We start from the raw sequence: 18,051 nt of genomic DNA, 5'->3' as shown, positions 1-18,051 counted from the left end.
GCCTGCTGACTCAGGCGAGTCAGCAGGCTTTGAATGATAATCTATCTGAGTAGATTTCCTCGGAGTTCTTACTGGATACTTGCAGGGTCTGATCCAGAAGCCAAGGAACCAATCTGGCTGCTGCTCAGCGCCGTATTGAAGATGGCAAAGTCATCTAGCAGACCGTCCATACTGTTTCCACCAGTACCATTGGCACCGAGAATCAGCTTGGTGTAGTCTGTATACAGAGAGGACTTACCTGTCTCCGTATCAGCAAGAACCCCGTTTACGTAGATCTTGGCAGTACCACCGTCTTTAACCAAAGCAATGTGGTTCCACTGCGTCCAGGTCGTCCCGGAAGGAGTAGGACATGAGATTCGACGGTTGGAAGCCGCAGAGCCCATGTCAAAGTAGATATTATTGTTAGACCACGGTGTATGCGCCTGCAGGCCACGATAATCACCTCCACTCGCTGGAGAGTAGGCCCAGAAGGAACTCATCTGCACGCCAGTCTGGTCCAGCTTCTGCCAGAAGCTGATGGTCAGCTGGTCATTCTGACTGGCGAGCTGCAGGGCAGTGACACCAGTCACCTCTGCATACTTGCCGTCGCCATTGTTTCCTAGATCAAGAGCCTTGTCTCCAGTCTGACCAGAGAACCCAGTCCCATCAGCACTCAAGGCGGCACCTCCTACAAAGTCAGCATCGAGCCCCCCCACGGTATCCACGGTAGATCCTCCAGCGAAGTCTGTACCATTGAATTCCCACAGGTAAACCAACAGAGTGGACGGAGCATCCAGGATGTCACCTGGATCTGTTCCCTGAGCAGCTTCGAAACCATCGGAGTAACCGTCCGCATCGGAATCACTGGTGAAGACATCCGTACCAGCAGCTACTTCAGCGGCATTACTGAGACCATCTCCATCATAGTCATCACCACCAGTCTGCAGGGTCGTGCTACCAAATGTAGCCACTTCCCAACCGTCATCCAGGCCGTCGCTGTCACTATCCGCAGTAACCACATTGATGGTGATCGTAGCCGTATCCGCAAGAGCGGGCACGCCACTATCTGTCACGGATACTGTCAGGACATGCTGCCCCACTTCCACATTTGCCGTGGTGGTGATTTCCCCTGTGCTCGCATTGATCGCAAAGAGGCCAGAACCATTACCGGCAGTGATTGCATAGCTCAGCGTGTCTGCAGAATCTGCATCTGAAGCACCTACACTCGCGGCAGTAGTACCAATCACGGAACCTGAGTTGACATCAGATGAACTGTCCGAAGCGACGGGCGCATTCGGGTTCACATTAAGAACAGGACGATAAGCTGCAGTCGCATGCTCTTTGGAAGCAATCGTATAATAGACCTGACTGGTACTACCCGGCAGATCCACCAGGAAGCTGGCCACACCATTGTTGTTGAATGACTGGTTCAGCAAGCTGGTAACATCTACGGTATACGGTACATTTGTACTGAATGCTCCACCGGAGAAGGTCACTTCTGAACCTGTTGCTGATGGACGGTTGTTATAGGTGATCTCACCTTCCTTCCATGTATCGTCAGCATCATCCAACAAACGAATACGTACGTCACGGGTTCCAGAAACCCCGACAGGAGTCATCGTCAAGGTAGCCGCTGCCACTGGATTGCCTCCATTGTCATCATAGGCACGACGCAGGAAGAATTCCCGATAGTAAGTAGCACTGTCATTCTTAAGCACCAGCCCGGTGTCTGACCCAAAGTTACTATTCGCACTACCACCCCCTCTTACATAGGCGTCATGTGGATCCTGATCAATGATCGTAATGGATGGACGGTAAGACGCAGTGGCGTGCTCACGTGTCGCAATACGGGTGAAACCACTAGAGATCTGAGTCAAGGCATCAATGTGGAAGGTGGCAGCTCCGTTATTGTTAGCCACCTGGCTAAAGAGCTCAGTCACATCAATACTGAAGGGAGTATTCTCTGTAATATCATTGGCGTTAAAGGTGATACCCGTACCGCTGCCAACAGTCCTGTTGTTGTAGGTCAGTCCCTGCTCAGCCCAGCCATCACCACTATCACCGACTAGACGAATGCGGTAGGTCTGGCCTGGTTGGGTCTGAATGGCAGTCAGGTTCAACAGGACTTTGCCGGTACCGATGTCATTAAGCGAAGTCAGGTCAAAGCGAAGATAGGATTCACGCTGGTAGCCAGAGCCATCCTTTTTCACGGCCATGATATCTTCTGTACCGTAGTTGGTATTGGAGTAGCCACCATTCCGGACATAAGTGTCCGTCCCAAGGAAACCTCCCACAGGGAATGAGGTGCTGAGTGAAGGTGCTCCACCACTGGCATGCTCTTTGGTTCTCAAGGAGAAGTTAGCGTCTGCATTTTCACGCTGGATCAAGAAGGTCACTTCACCATTGGTATCAGCCTCGAGAAACGCAAGCAGCGCTGCATTTGAAAGCTTACACTTAGACCCAGATGCTACAGATGATGCATCGATACTACCGAGGTAAGTCAACTGGGCTCCTTCAGAGAAATCCGGATTCGCTGGCGAGTTACCATGATTGATTCCGCTTTCACTCCAGTCAGTACCTAGCTCATCACCATGGGCACCATCCACGATTCCCCAGACATCCAGAAGTCCAGCACTGCTGGAGATATCGACGGTAAACTCAAGTGTAGCTTCCTCACCATAAGTCTTTCCGCTGGTATCAAAGTGCACCCATCCTGTACGGGTGTATGAACTGCCAGAGCCTTTGTACTTCAGGAACATATTATCCACGCTCCCGTAGTTTGTAGAGGAATTCACCTGCACATAGCTGTCAGCATCTGCTGTCAACTCCCACAACTTCGGAGACACCCCTTCGCAATTAATGACGACATACCCTTTCGCGGTCTGACCACTGCTATCTTCGATCGTGTAGGAGATATAGTCGAAACCACTTCCTCCCATCGCGGAGTATACCAGCTCATCCTGGCCATTGGCACCAGTACCGACGGAGACCGTCACCGGGTAGCCAAGCTTGGAAGTACTGTCGAAGGAATCCAGCGAAATGCTATGACCGTTGGCGTCAAAGTCATTCGCCAGCACATCAATATTCACCGACTCCACCTTGCCGGCTTCGATCTGCAAGCTTACAGGATCGAGAGCTGCGTAGGGGGGAAGGTCAATGGACGTGTAAGTACCCTCATTATCCAAAATACCGCCGGCAGAGATCTTGCTATCACGATGGGATAGCATTCTATAGACCTCGCACCCGCTAAACCTGGCAGGTTGGTTGCCGCCCATGATCGCAGCCCCCTCTGGGGATCCACCCACGTAGTGACTGCAGCTCCAGTTATGGCCCATCTCATGACGCCAGATCACATCAAAATGACCATTGCTGCCACTGTCGTTCACGGAGTATTTACTAGATCCTCCAACAACACCCACGTAGGCTAGACCGCCTCCTACTTTACTAGGACACACACCGGCCACCAGATCACTGTTAGACGATGTATGATTCGCATTCCAATGGCTCCTCAGGGTTGATAGATAGGTTCCTCCTCCGAGTCCGTAGTAGGGATCCTGAGTCTCATCTGAGCGAATAATCACTCGGCCTAAATAAGGACGCAGCAATGCGTCACGCATGTACATGGCGCGGTTCAGACAAACACTGTATTCGATCAATTCAAATGTCTTCGCTGTGGAACCTCCACCGGGGCCGTTGTAGTAATTGTATTCCGCATCAATTCCTACATCATAGCCGTAGGTCGTGCTACCGGCTTGTCCGCTTGTCACGGACGATGCGCTCGGATACTGGAAGTTTGTAAAATCCTCGTAGTTCATACCACGTGTGCTCGTGACAGAAGAGCCCTCGGTGAACCATGTACCTCCTCTTTCGAAGTATACCGCTCCTTTGAAGGTGCCGTTATCCATCTGGATACCACAGGCAATTGCTCCAGGGTATTCGTCAACCGATCCTATGTAGGACCGCTCATCTACAGCGGTATACGTATCGTAAGTGCCGCTGCTGTTTTGAACGAGAACCTCAAAGTTAGATCCTCGTAAGTTTTCTTTGGTCAGCTGGAGAGTGATTGTCTCCCCATTATAGGTGACCGACTGAGTGATAGTACTGGGAGCCGCCTGAATCAGGCTCGACCCAACCATCACGATACTGGCGGCCATCAACGGGACGCCTAGCAATGTGCGATTAATCATATGCAGGGTTATTGCGTGTATGGGTTTAGTTAGGGAGGCCACGGCATCAGCCACAACGCACCCTACGGCACCAGAAAGAGATCCTGTACCGTCTTCTCACACAAACTCAGGGGCACCCAATTGAGAGCAGGGTGACATCCCTAGGAATAAGTGATGCTAGTCAGATCATTATCAGGCTTCCTATAAGCCTATGTTAGATCACCATCTATCATCCCTTTGCATCGCGAATGATATAATGGTCTAACTATTCTACTAACATCACCTCTCAAATCAGAGAATACTATCCAGCGACAATCCACATTTCAAAACGCGACCAACAATTCACACAAATAACAGACAACTAACGAAATACAAACACCCCCAGCTCAGCCGCAACAGAATCTACACCTTAACCAAAAAGCTCATGACCAATCTGTCCGTGAGCGTTTGTTAATCAATAAAAAGATAGCCAGCCCCGCCGAGAGCAGTGAGCGGGGCTGGCAGATTACCTATTAGTTATAGGAACCGTAAAGTGAGATTACCTCACTATCCGTGAGAGCGCCACTATAGAATCGGAACTCATCAATGGAGCCTTGGAAGAAGTTACCTTGGTTACGGTTGACGCCGAGGTGGATACCATCAAACAAGTCATTCGCTACACCAGTCAGGGTCTGCACCAACTGACCGTTATAGAAAAGCTTGGTATCTGTACCATCGCAGGAGATCACCAGGTGCACCCATTCATTGAGTGGGGCAGCGCCAAAGCTAGCACTCTGGCTACCACGGTAATGGAAGCCATTCCCCATATCGATCTGGAAGGTGCCACTGGTATTCGGATTGTAGCTGCTCAGGACACCTGAGTAGATACCCTTCATCTAATACGTTCACTGATTAGTTTACACATCAAAAAGGCCGCCACAACATAAGTTGCGACGGCCTTGAATGAGAATTTCAGAGGATTACTCGGTGACCTCCAGACTCAACTGGTCCACACTCAAGGAATCCTGTGCATTGTTTCCTGCGGACTGGTCGGCATCCCTAACTCGAATGTACACTGTGCCTGTCACACCCGCAGGGAGCGGAGCTAGCTGCGCCACATCATCATCACTCGTCTTGCTTACCGTGATGAGGTCGGTGAAATTGGCGCCATCGGTAGAATAGGCGAAGATGAAGTCATCCCCTTCGCTGTTAGCACTGTGATGTGCCTCCACACTAAGCTCTACCAATGTACCGCCGGAGCCGATATCGAAGGTCCAGGTATGCTCTAGGCTGGATACGCGGTTTGACGGTTTCCCGCCAGTCACGTATTCCTGAAGCACTTCACGCACATTGTTGGAAGTCGCTGTATCTGTATAATCCCCACTGGAGATTGAGCCGACAGCTGTGGACTCCGAGATGCTCGTGTAACTTACAGTAGAGGGCGCCTGATTCGCCAGAGCAGCCACCTCAGATCCGCTGAGAGCTTCCTTGTAGACATAGAGCTCGTCAATTTCACCTTGGAAGAAGTCACCGACATTACGGTTCACCCCGAGGTTCACGGAGTCGAACAAGTCATCGTTGACCCCAGACAGGGTCTGCGCCGCACTGCCATTGTAGTAGAGTGTCGTATCCGCACCATCGGAAACAACCGCTAGATGCACCCATTGCCCAACAGGAGCTGAACCGAAGGAGGCAGTCTGGCTGCCGCGATACTGGTAGCCATTCCCCATGTCTATCTGGAAGGTATTGGCTACATTAGGCGTATGGTTACAGAATGCAGAACTATAGATCGACTGACCTGATGCTCCATTTTTCACCCAGAACGCCACGGTAAAGGCTCCCAGATTACTCTCAGCCATATCCAGCGTGATCCTATCGTCAACACCGTCAAAGGAAGCTCCGCCCCCCTCAACCGCATTGACAGTCCAAGATGTACCACCGCTTAATTGACCGTCATTCAGAAGACCTGAGGCATCAATCGCCGTGGTTCCACTGCCATCATCCAGACTCCAGAGAACGATCAGTGTCTGGTTTGGATAATCCTGAGGATCGTTCGGGTCGGTTCCATTGAGGAATTCCACGTTATCACTGAAGCCATCACCGTCGGAATCCGAGTTGGCCGGATTGGTTCCAATGGTAAGCTCTGTGTCATTACTCAATCCGTCGCCGTCTGAGTCATCATTACCATCCTGCGTCACGGTGCTTCCGAAATATTGAAGCTCCCAGTCATCAGGTAGACCGTCGCCATCAGAATCATCACCGGGGACATCCACTACATCCACAGTGATATAAGCTGTATTGGACAAGCCTCCGGAGTCTGTCGCCCTGACAATGAGCGGATAGGAAGCCACAGCCTCACGATCCAGACTCACCGTAGTCGTGATCTCACCAGTATTTGCATCGATCACAAACTCACCACCATGATTACCAGAGATGATGGAATAAGTGATCACATCGCCAGCATTTGCATCATTCGCAGTGACTGTACCGACAACGACTCCTACAGAATCATTTTCATCCACTGTAAAGGTCGCGTTGTTCACCGTAGGAGCCACGTTGAGAGAGATTCCCGAGAGACCGAGCAGCTCTTGCTGAGTGAGAGCTTCGTCAAAGAGATAGAAATCATCCACTTGCCCTTGGAAGAAACTTCCCTCATTCCGGTTCACGCCGAGGTTCACCGAGTTGAACAGGTCATCATTCACCCCTGCCAGAGTTTGGGTAAGCACACCATTATAGTAGAGCTTGGTGTCTACACCGTCTGAAACAACAGCCAGGTGCACCCAAGTGCCGACTGGTGACGAACCAAATGAAGCAGTCGCACTACCTCGGTATTGGAAGCCATTCCCCATATCGATCTGGAAAGTATTTCCAGTATTTGGAGTTCGATTACTAAAGACGGAATCATAGACAGGCTGTCCAGAGGCTCCATTCTTCGCCCAAAAGGCCACGGTAAATGCACCGAGGTTAGATTCAGTCATCGTCCAAGTGATTCGATCATCGACACCATCGAAAGAAGCTCCGCCCCCATCCTTGGAGGCAACAGTCCAGGTAGTACCACCACTGAGGAGACCATCGTTCTGCCTGCTGGAAGAGTCACTGGCTGTCGTGCCAGTCTCATCATCCAGAGCCCAGTAGACAAGAGGCACCAGAGCATTGCCCACGTTACCACGAACCTTGTAATGACCGAGAGAGCAATAATCACTGTACCCTCCCCACGCTGGATCACCCTTACCTACACCGTCAATACGCAGGTAGTACGTACCTGCAGCCAAACTGGCCTGATAGATAGTCGCATCGGTATCCACTGAGGGATTAGATGAGGTAATGACATTTCCGGAGGAATCCAACAATTCGAGCAAGACATCGAGATTGGAGTCATGCCCCCCTGGATTCACCGCAATATGCAATGGCCCAGCACTCGCTGTCGTGAAAGAGAATACGTCAGCATCAGCTGAAGTGGCAATAATTCCTTCATCAGTCACCGTGCCATCACCTGCAATGGCAAGTGGAGATGCAGCACCAATACTATCCCCGTGATCATCGACCTTGTAATCCACGTTGTTATTGTCATTGGTGATGATCGCCAGGTCGTCCTGCAGCTGGTTTGCATTGGTGTACTCACCTTTGGACCATTGAGTCAGCTCTTTGTAGTAGCTGTTACCCATGATCGGTGCCCAACCAGTTTCACCAGAGCCATAGCCACCAAAGTATCCCTCGGATGGCTCAGTTCTACCATCGTGGCTTAGGCGTAAGGTGTGGCCGAACTCGTGAGAGGTGACTTCATGCCCTACCTTGCTACCGCGGTAACCCGCCCAACAAGGAGTATCCCCCGTCCAGTTGAAGGAATTCAGATAAGCTACACCTGAACCCACCGGGCTACTTGGTGAAATGAGACAGCGCTGACGGCTATTCTCAGGAGCCGCATCATAGACGGCCTTGTCTGTGGTTACATTGATCGTGAATGGCGCAAAGTCTTCAGCCACATGCTCCCAAGTCTCCCTGATCTGCTTCGGCGTGAGTCCTGATGGCAGAGCATCCACAACACTCCAACCTTCCACCTGGCCTTCTTGGCCATCGAAATCCAAATAAAGGACCGCAGTAGCTCCTGGCATACTCTCATAGCGCGGCACACCGTTCTGGTAGGCTGGTATGCTTGGATCCTCGGGATAATCCTCTGGACCTTCTAATACGACAGCTTCATCCGCTGGCGCATCTTTGGCGTAGTTCCGGCAAATAACTGCATCCACCTCTTGCTCAACAAGAGCTGGCTCGCCATCTGCACCCTCCGTGACACTGTACGCTAGTTCTCCAGCATCAAAGCGGACTACGCCCACCATCTTACCAGCCACACCATCCATGGATTGCTTCTGGAAGAAGAAGAAGCCTGACTGAGGAGCAATGAGCTTGCCCTGAGCCAGCATAACCTCACCATTCTCCACTCTAGAATAATCCACCTGGCCTTTTGCCACCGATCCACCTGGCAGATCAAATGACACCGGAGATCCTTTTTCGGCCTTCAGCACTTTGGAAATGAACTCCTTGTTTACTGGCACAGCTTTTTCCGGCTGGGTCTTGGCTATCTCAGACGCCTGAGCGGGAGCACTGGCACAAGAAGCGCATCCACAGGATCCCTTATGAGCCGCATTATTAGCAAGCACCTTGACTTGCCCAACTGGCTTTTCCGTGGAAGCCTGAGATCCAGGAACCACAGTATGAACACTATCAGTATCCTGACTTGTTAGTTTTTTACTATGAGCATCTCCAGTATCCGCATCGGATGCTTTTTCATCTTTACGCCCGCCCGTCAAAAAGGCGAACACCGTCGTTGCGAACACGAGAAGCACACATAGGTACCTCCACGCTCCGCGAGCTGGGTTATTATTCATTTTTTACGTGTATGGGTTTAACTCGAGGGGAAGAGCACCATCACAAGTAGTTAAGTAAAAAACACATATCAATACTTATTTGATATAATTTTATCATCTTAATGATATGTCAAACACGAAGAATTCTGCTGCCTAGCGGAGCAGCTAGCAGATCCAAATATTTACAGATAGGTGGTTTAAGAAGCCCACAAAAGCGAGCTCTCACCCAAGCCTTGTCTTTTCCATCACTACATAGACCTTTTCAGGTAGAATCGTGACAAAAAGATTCACTATAAATAGATCCCCTAGCTATATGAATGTTAACACTTAATTTTATAAATCTTACTTCTAAGCCGTTTTAGCCATATTACCAACCCTCACAGGGACAAAAAAAGACCGCCATCGATAAACGATGACGGCCTTTACCCGTTAGATTTCCGAAGGTTTATTCCGTAACTTCAAGGCTCAAGTGATCAATACTCAAGGTATCTTGATTTCCATTGCCCACGGTGCGGTCAGTATCGAGCACGCGGATGTAGACGGTGCCTGTGACTCCTGCTGGAAGAGGCGCCAGTTGCGCGGTATTGTCATCGCTCGTCTTGGTCACGGTGATCAGATCAGTGAAGTTGATGCCATCCGTGGAGTAGGAGAAGACGAAGTCGTCTCCCTCGCTGTTCGCACTGTGGAAGGCCTCTACACTGAGTTCCACCAGAATACCACCCGCTCCTATATCGAAGCTCCAGGTATGCTCAAGACTGGAGACACGACTGGATGGCTTGCCGTTGGTCTTTGCCTCCTGTAGCACCTCATTCACATTGTTCGAAGACTGGGTATCCAGATAAGAGCCAGCGATGATTGAGCCATCAATCATGGTCTCAGCATCACTGCCATAACTGGTCACCACTGGGTTCTCGTTCACATCAGTCACCGTGATTGTCACGGTGGCCGTGTCAGTCAGGCCTCCACCATCCGTGACTGTAACGGTAAGCGAATAACTGGACACTGTTTCATAATCCAGAGCCGCCGCTGTGGTGATTTCACCCGTGCCGCTGTCGATTGTGAATGCCCCACCAGTATTGCCGGCAGTAATCGCAAAGTTTGCAGTATCTCCAGCATCAGGATCAGAAGAAGTCACCGTAACCACACTGGTACCGATGGCAGCATCCTCGGCGACCGAGCCGCTGGCATCATTCGCAACCGGAGGTGAGTTAGAAGGTCCTCCCGGAGTAGTCACATCGATGGTGATCTGGGCAGTATCTGCCAAGGCAGGTACACCACTGTCAGTTACCGTCACGGTCAGGACATATTGTCCTTCAGTCAGGCTAGACGCAGTCGTGATGGCTCCCGTGCTGCCATTGATCGTGAACAAGCCAGCGCCATTACCGGCTGTGATTGCGTAACTCAAGACATCTGCGGCATCTTGGTCAGAAGCGGCGACCGTAGTCACCGTAGCACCCACAGTAGCGGATGTATCCAGTGATGCTGAGCCATTGCTGGCGACCGGGGCATTCGGGTTCACATTCAGCACCGGACGATAGGCTGCATTCGCTTCCTCTTTGGAGGCTATGGTGAAATAAGCCGTTCCTGTGCTTCCAGGAAGATCCACGAGAAAACTAGCCACGCCATTGTCATTCATGGATTGATTCAGCAAGGATGTCACATCGATGGAATAAGGTTGGTTTACTGACAGCGCACTACTGGAGAAGACCACTTCATTGCCAGTCGCTGTTGGACGGTTATTGTAGGTCACCTCATCCTCTTTCCAGCCATCATCTGCATCATCTAACAAACGAAATCGGATATCACGTGTCCCTGAAATACCCACCGGAGTGAGAGTCAGGGTAGCAGCCGCCACCGGGCTACCTCCATTGTAGTCATAAGCACGACGCAGGAAGAATTCACGGTAGTAGGAGGACCCGTCGTTCTTCAGAACGAGCCCAGCATCAGATCCGAAGTTGGTGTTCGCGTAGCTACCGTTTCGAACGTAAGTATCGTGTGGATCCGCATCAATGATCGCCAATGATGGGCGGTAGGACGCTGTGGTATTCTCACGGCTGGCAAAGCGGGTGAACCCGGTACTGATCTGATTCAGCGCATCAATGTGGAAGGTTGCAGCGCCATTAGTGTTACTGACCTGATTGAAGAGTTCAGACACGTCAATCGTGTAGGGAGACCCTACTGTCATGTCATCTGCATAGAATGTGATGCCAACCCCACTACCCGCAGCGCGGTTATTGTAGGTCACACTGGCTTCCTCCCAGCCGTCACCGGAATCATCTACCAGCCTGACACGATAGGCCTGCCCTGGCTGCACCTGAAGCGCGGTCAGTGTAAGCAGCGTTTTCGCGGATCCAATGCTGGCAGCTGAAGTATGGTCAAACCGGAGATAGGCCTCACGCTGGTAACCGCTTCCATCTTTCTTCACGGCTAGCTCAGATTCGGAGCCATAATTATCATTCGCATAGCTACCGTTCCGCACGTAGGCATCCGTACCTGAATACGAAGCTAACGGGAAAGAGGTGCTCAAAGTAGGCGCCCCACCACTCGCATGCTCTTTGGTCCTCAGTGAGAAGTTACCATCTGGCCCGTTTTCACGCATGAGCACGAAGGTTACCTCTCCATTGCTGTCAGACTGCAGGAATGAAAGCAGAGCTGCATTCGAGAACTGACAGGTACTTCCTGATGCCGTAGAAGATGCATCAAAGCTCCCCAGGTAAGTCATCTGAGCTCCCTCGGTAAAGTCCGGGTTCGCAGGAGCATTATTGTAGGTAAGACCTGTCTCACTCCAGTCAACGCCGAGCTGGTCACCATTGGCACCATCGACGATACCCCATACATCCATGACTCCGGCACTACTGGAGATATCAACGGTGAACTCCAGTGTAGCTTCCTCGCCAAAGCTCTTGCCACTGATGTCAAAGTGCACCCAGCCTGCACGTGTGTAGGAGCTCCCTGGCCCCTTGTTCTTCAGGAACAGGTTATCCACACTACCATAGTTAGAGGAAGAGTTTACTTGCACGTAGGTATCTGCATCCGTGGTTTGCTCCCACAGTTTTGGAGTCACGCCTTTTGCATTGATAACAATGTAACCCTTGGCCTCCTGACCACTGCTGTCCTCTACCGTGTAGGAAATGTAGTCTACACCACTACCCCCGAGCGCAGAGTACACCAGCTCATCCTGACCATTGGCGCCCGTACCCACAGATACAGTCACCGGATACCCCAGATTACTTGTCGCATCATAGGACTTGAGGGAGATCGAATGTCCGTTCGCATCGAAATCGTTTGCCAAGGGATCAATGGTGACCGTCTCCACTTTACCAGCTTCGATCTCGACCTCTACAGGATCAAGTGCTGCATACGGCGGCAAGTTGATACTCGTGTAAGTACCCTCATTATCAAGGATACCACCAGCTGCGATTCTATTATCCCGATGGGAGAGGATTTTATTCACCTCACACCCGGAGAATCTAGCAGGTTGATTACCGCCCATGATAGCAGCGCCCTCAGGGCTCCCTCCAACATAGTGGCCACACCCCCAGTTGTGCCCCATTTCATGACGCCAGATCACATCAAAATGACCATTGCTGCCGCTGTCATTGACTGAGTACTTATTACCACCACCTACGGCACCAACCCACGCAAGCCCCCCACCTACTTTACTTGGGCAGACACCGGCGACTAGATCGCTGTTAGCCGATGCATGATTGGCATTCCAGTGATCTTTCAGAGCGCTGAGGTATGTCCCGCCGCCGAGTCCCGTATAAGGGTCCTGAGTCTGGTCTGAGCGTATGATGATGCGCCCCAGATAAGGGCGCAGCAATGCATCCCTCATGTACATTGCACGGTTCAAGCAGACACTGTACTCGATCAACTCAAATGTCTTGGCTGTTGAGCTGCCACCAGGCCCACTGTAGTAGCCATACTCGGCATCAATGCCCACATCGTAGCCGTAGGTCGTACTTCCCGCCTGTCCAGCGGTCACAGATGAAGCTGAAGGGTACTGGAAATTCGTGAAATTGGTATACTGGTCTCCTCTAGTACCCGTAACAGAAGAACCCTGAGTAAACCAGGTTGCTCCTCTATCAAAATAAACTGCACCCTTGAAGGTACCGTCATCCATCTGAATACCGCAGGCAACTGCCCCTGGATATTCATCAACTGTTCCAATGTAGGAACGTTCTTCTACAGCGGAATACGTATCGTATGTACCGCTGCTATTCTGCACGAGGACCTCAAATTGTGATCCTCGGAGATTTTCTTTGGTCAACTGGAGAGTAATCGTCTCTCCATTATAGGTGACCGACTGAGTAATGGTGGTGGGCGCCGCCTGAACCAGGCAAGACCCAGCCATCACTAGACTGGCGGCCACAAGCGGCGCGCCAAACAGCGTATGCGTGTTCATGAGTAGGGTTTATGTATGGGTTTCTATGTGTTTTATCACGATAACCTCATGGCTTTCGCGTAGAGCAAGTCCACCCCCTCCTTTTGCTAGTCAGGTAATGAACCATCTAATCACTAGTACATAACACCCAAAGATAATAGGTTACATTACTGCACTAAGATTAGTGCTAACATAATACAAATAACTCGAACCTCTTGAATGGCTATAAACGACAAGACCCATTTCAAAACACGCCTAAGTTAAACAACATAGAAATACTCAACAAAACCCAACACAGCATTATCGAAAACATAGATTCAATTTCGACACCCCATATCTATCCTCAACATTTCACAGTCACCACCACCGGGAAACCTTCATTACACAATGACCGATTGCACCAAACAATCACCTCCTCCATACTCCACTCATGAAACTATCCAGCTATCTAGCCCTTCTATTCATGGGCACCTGCTCCGCGGGTGATCTCACTCTCTACGTGGGGACAAAATCCTCCATCTACACAGTAGACTTTTCCACAGAAACTGGCGCCTTTGCCGAAGCGCAAGAGGCACACGCCGCGCCAACGTCTTCCTTCCTCGCATTCTCAAAAGACCAGAAACACCTCTACAGCACCTTCTCACTAACAAATCCAGAAACTAACAAAAAAACAGGAGCCGTTGCCAGTTACTCGCTTTCCGGAAAAACCACATTGAAGAAGACATCTGAGTCAGCTTCAGGAGGCAGAGGAACCTGCTACGTCAGTCTAGACATGACGGGCAAGTGCCTACTCTCCGCAGACTATGGCAGTGGCCATTTAAGCTCCTATCTACTCAGCGATGACGGACAGATCACCAAGCGTGTCAGCACCATCACTCTGGAGGGATCCTCGATCAACCCACAGCGCCAGAAAGGTCCGCACGCTCATTCCATCTACATTTCACCGGACAACAAGCACGTGTACGCAGCCGATCTAGGCTCAGACAAGGTGCTCTGCTACGCACTCGACAGCACAACAGCCGAGCTCACGCCTCTACCCTCAGCCAGCACCCCTCCCGGATCCGGCCCACGCCATATCGCCATTCACCCAGACGGCCAAAGACTCTTCGTCCTCAACGAGCTTACCTGCACCGTTTCTACTTTTGCACGCGACGCGCAAACTGGCAGCTTAAAACTCCTCAGCACTATCGACGTCCTTCAAGGAGAGACTAAGGGGATGACCTGCTCGGAAATCCGCCTCAGCCCGGACAACAAGCACCTCTACACCGGCAACCGGGACATCACCTTCAAAAAACGGGACTCCCTCTCACACCTCACCATCACCGATGATCCTGCAGTCGCCCCAGAACTCAAGCAAGTCCTCTCACTCCCGATCTCCATTCCCCGCAATTTCAACCTGACCCCCAAAGGCAAATGGATCATCGCTGGTGGGCAATACTCCAACAATCTCCTCGCCATTGAGAGAAACACGGAAACCGGCACCCTCAAAATCACCGATCACCTCATCGAAGTTCCATCCCCACAATGTATCCTCATCAAAGCGGATTGAGGCTTTCGTCTTCATAGAAAAAGCCCGCCACGAACGGATCGTGACGGGCTGACCAGTTACCAAAATTTATCCCACTTATGGTGCTGGATAGAACTCGCTGATATCTACTGCGCGGTAGTACACGCGGACGTCTTTGATATCCCCGGTGAAGGAGTTTCCGCTGGCATCCCAGACACCGCCGCCACCAATGTTGAAGCTGTAGGCAGAGCTTCCGTAGCTGGTGGCACTATTTCCACCACTGCCTGCGAGCACACCGTCGATGTAGATCTTCAGGCTACTGCCGTCACCTACCACCACAACATGGTGCCACTGGTTAACTGCCGGAATGCTGGCTGAGGCGCTACCGCCACCTGCCGTCCAGACTCTCAAGCTGTTGCCATTGATTCCGAACTCGATCACATCATTCTGTCCCCAGAGGCCGATGCGGCTTCCGTTGGTCAGACCGGAACGGTACCAGCCGGACATCGTGAAGGCACCCAGGTTGTTCAGCAGACCAGGGTCCGTGGTGATGTAGTCATTTACACCGTCGAAGCTGGCTTCCGTGCCACTGAAGGTAGCACCGCTGACTGCTGCATGGAGACCGTTGCCGCTGTTATCCACTGCGGAGGTCGCCCCCACGGACTCGTCCAGTGACCACCAGCCTTCGAGACCAGCGTAGCTGGTATCAGGGGCATCGAGTGCATCCATAGGATCGGTACCCACCTTGATCTCAAGGACATCGTGGAATCCGTCGGCATCCCCGTCGCTGCTGTTAGGATCACTTCCGGCAAGATACTCCTCGCCGTCGGTCAAGCCGTCGTTGTCTGCATCGCCTGTACCGTCTGAACTGGTGGTGTCGCCGAAGTTAGCGATCTCCCAGTTGTCGTCGAGGCTGTCGCTGTCGTAGTCCTCGAAGGCCACGTCAGTCACCGTTACATTTACTGTCGCAGTCCCTGTAAGACCACCACCGTCGGTAGCGGTCACCGTGAGCACGTAGCTGCTGGTAGTTTCGTAGTCGACCATGCCAGCTAGAGTGATTTCACCGGTGGTGCTGTTGATGGCGAAGGAGCCGTCGTTGCCTGCGGCGATGGCATAGCTCACGCTGTCCCCGGCATCGGGATCTGTGGACGTCACCGTGGCCACGCTGGTACCCGCAGGAGAATCCTCGGCCACACTCACGCTGACATTGTTTGCCACGGGCGCTTCGTTGACGTTGGTCACGGCGATGTTCACTGTTGCCGTATCTGTGAGGCCGCCACCATCGGTAGCAGTCACGGTCAGGGCATAGCTGTTCGCTGCTTCGTAATCCAGTGCTGCGGTGGTGGTAATCACCCCGCTGGAATCGATCGCAAACGGACCGCCGCTGACAGCATATCCTACTGTATCACCTGCATCAGGATCACTTGCAGACACACTGGCAACCACGACACCGGCTCCTTGCCCCTCGGCTACAGAGCCAGAAGCATCGGCTACAGACGGCGCTTCATTCACATTCGTCACTGCTACATTGACTGTAGCTGTATCGGTGAGACCACCTGCATCCGTGGCGGTCACGGTGAGTGCGTAGCTGTTAGCGGCTTCGTAATCCAGTGCTGCGGCGGTGGTGATGGCACCCGTCGCACTGTCGATAGCGAAGGATCCGTCGTTGCCTGCCGTAATCGCGTAGCTCACGCTGTCACCGGCATCCACGTCACTGGAGGTGACAGTGGCTACTGCGGTTCCAATGGCTGCATCTTCTGCTACCGAGCCACTGGCATCGTTGGCTACAGGAGCCTCGTTCACGTTGTTCACGTTCACGGTGATGGTGGCGGTGTCAGTGAGCAGACCGGAGTCGGTCACTTCCACGGTCAGCACGTACTGGCTGGCTGTCTCGTAGTCGAGTGCCGCAGTCGTGGTGATGGCACCGGTGCCGGCATCGATAGCGAACTCGCCGCCTGCGTTGCCTGCCACGATGGCATAGGCGAGGATGTCGCCCGCATCAGGATCGGTAGCGATCACGGTGCCCACGCTGGTTCCCGCGGCGGCATTCTCATTCACTGAGAAGGTGTCGTCGCTGGCGGTCGGGGCGCTGTTTGGATAGAACTCAAGGTTACCTACCGCACGGTTGTAGACACGCACGTCGTCGATGGAGCCGTTGAAGTACTTGTTGTTGTCGCGATGGTCGTAGCCGATGGCCACGCTTCTTGCGAGCAACTCTTGCACAGTACCACTTCCCTGAGCAGCCTGCACACCGTCAATGTAGACAGTCACGGTACCACCGCTGCGAACAGCCATGATGTGGTGCCAGTTGCCGTCGTTCACCGTAATAGTCGTGGTCAAGTTCACCTGGTAGCCGTTGTTGTAGATGAAGTAAGTCACCGTACCATTGGCGTTCACGTTAAGCATGTACTCTCCGAGGTAGCCAGTGCCGCCTGGATCACGCTGCTGGATGACGGTGCCTGTGGCACTGAAGCCCGCAGCAGTCTTCACCTTGGCGGAAACTGTGTAGTCACCGGTTCCCAGAATCGCCGCAGCGGTTCCTGCATTGAGACCGTCGTCCACACCATCGAAGGTAGCTTCGCTGCCGTTGAAGGTGATGTCGTTGACGCTGGCGTGGAAGCCGCTGCCGGAGTTATCCAGTGCGGTGGTCGCACCAGCCGCCTCATTGAGGTTCCACCAGCTGTGGAGTCCGGAGTAGGTGGAATCCGGGGTGCTCTGGGCATCAGCCAAGTCGGTGCCTACGGTCACTTCCAGCACATCGGCAAAGCCGTCGCTGTCGGAGTCACTACTGTTAGGATCACCTCCGATTGCCATTTCCTCGGCGTTGGATAGTCCGTCACCATCGCTGTCGCTGGCGCCGTCTGTGGCGGAGACCGAGCCGAAGTTGGCGATTTCCCATTCGTCGGCCAGGCCGTCGCTGTCGGAGTCGTCGTTGGCTACGTCGTTGATGGCGATGCCTACGCTGGCGGTATCGGTGAGTCCACCACCGTCAGTTACTTCTACGGTGAGCGTGTAGCTGCTGGTAGTTTCGTAGTCGAGACCGGCTGCCGTGGTGATCACACCTGTGCTGCTGTTGATAGCAAAGGAGCCGTCGTTGCCCGCCGTGATCGCATAAGTCGCGGAGTCACCGGCATCAGGGTCGCTCGAGGTCACGGTAGCCACGGTAGAGCC

Annotated in this window: 6 protein-coding genes; 1 reads left to right on the top strand and 5 read right to left on the bottom strand. The window is 52.4% G+C overall.

All coding sequences use genetic code 11. The features are described 5' to 3' along the window. Positions 1-68: 68 nt before the first annotated feature. The 4 genes from BUB27_RS16095 to BUB27_RS16080 form a co-directional block, all read right to left on the bottom strand. Positions 69-4,166 carry a CBM96 family carbohydrate-binding protein gene (locus BUB27_RS16095; RefSeq protein WP_143184906.1) on the bottom strand — a complete coding sequence of 1,366 codons (4,098 nt, stop codon included), beginning with the start codon at positions 4,164-4,166 and terminating at the stop codon, positions 69-71. A 491-nt stretch (positions 4,167-4,657) separates the two neighbouring features. After that, entirely contained in the window at positions 4,658-5,020 is a 363-nt protein-coding gene (locus tag BUB27_RS16090) for a LamG domain-containing protein (RefSeq protein ID WP_143184905.1), read from the bottom strand. 84 nt (positions 5,021-5,104) lie between these two features. Beyond that, on the bottom strand, positions 5,105-9,010 hold the full coding sequence (locus tag BUB27_RS16085; protein ID WP_143184904.1) for a LamG-like jellyroll fold domain-containing protein: 3,906 nt from the start codon (positions 9,008-9,010) through the stop codon (positions 5,105-5,107). Positions 9,011-9,434: 424 nt separating this feature from the next. Continuing rightward, positions 9,435-13,394 (bottom strand): CBM96 family carbohydrate-binding protein, encoded by a 3,960-nt coding sequence (locus BUB27_RS16080; protein ID WP_143184903.1) that lies wholly within the window; start codon positions 13,392-13,394, stop codon positions 9,435-9,437. Between the two features lie 409 nt (positions 13,395-13,803). Here BUB27_RS16080 and BUB27_RS16075 point away from each other — a divergent pair, with 409 nt between their 5' ends. Further along, the gene (locus BUB27_RS16075) at positions 13,804-14,922 is read left to right on the top strand and encodes a lactonase family protein (protein ID WP_143184902.1); all 1,119 of its coding nucleotides are present in this window, start codon (positions 13,804-13,806) and stop codon (positions 14,920-14,922) included. A 75-nt stretch (positions 14,923-14,997) separates the two neighbouring features. Here BUB27_RS16075 and BUB27_RS16070 read toward each other — a convergent pair. After that, a partial coding sequence (locus tag BUB27_RS16070) for a cadherin domain-containing protein (RefSeq protein WP_200797153.1) occupies positions 14,998-18,051 on the bottom strand: 3,054 nt, incomplete at its 5' end.

It is taken from the genome of Rubritalea squalenifaciens DSM 18772, assembly GCF_900141815.1.
GTDB lineage: Bacteria > Verrucomicrobiota > Verrucomicrobiia > Verrucomicrobiales > Akkermansiaceae > Rubritalea > Rubritalea squalenifaciens.
Note: the sequence above shows the minus strand (reverse complement) of the source record. Positions and strands in the feature narration are given on the sequence as shown.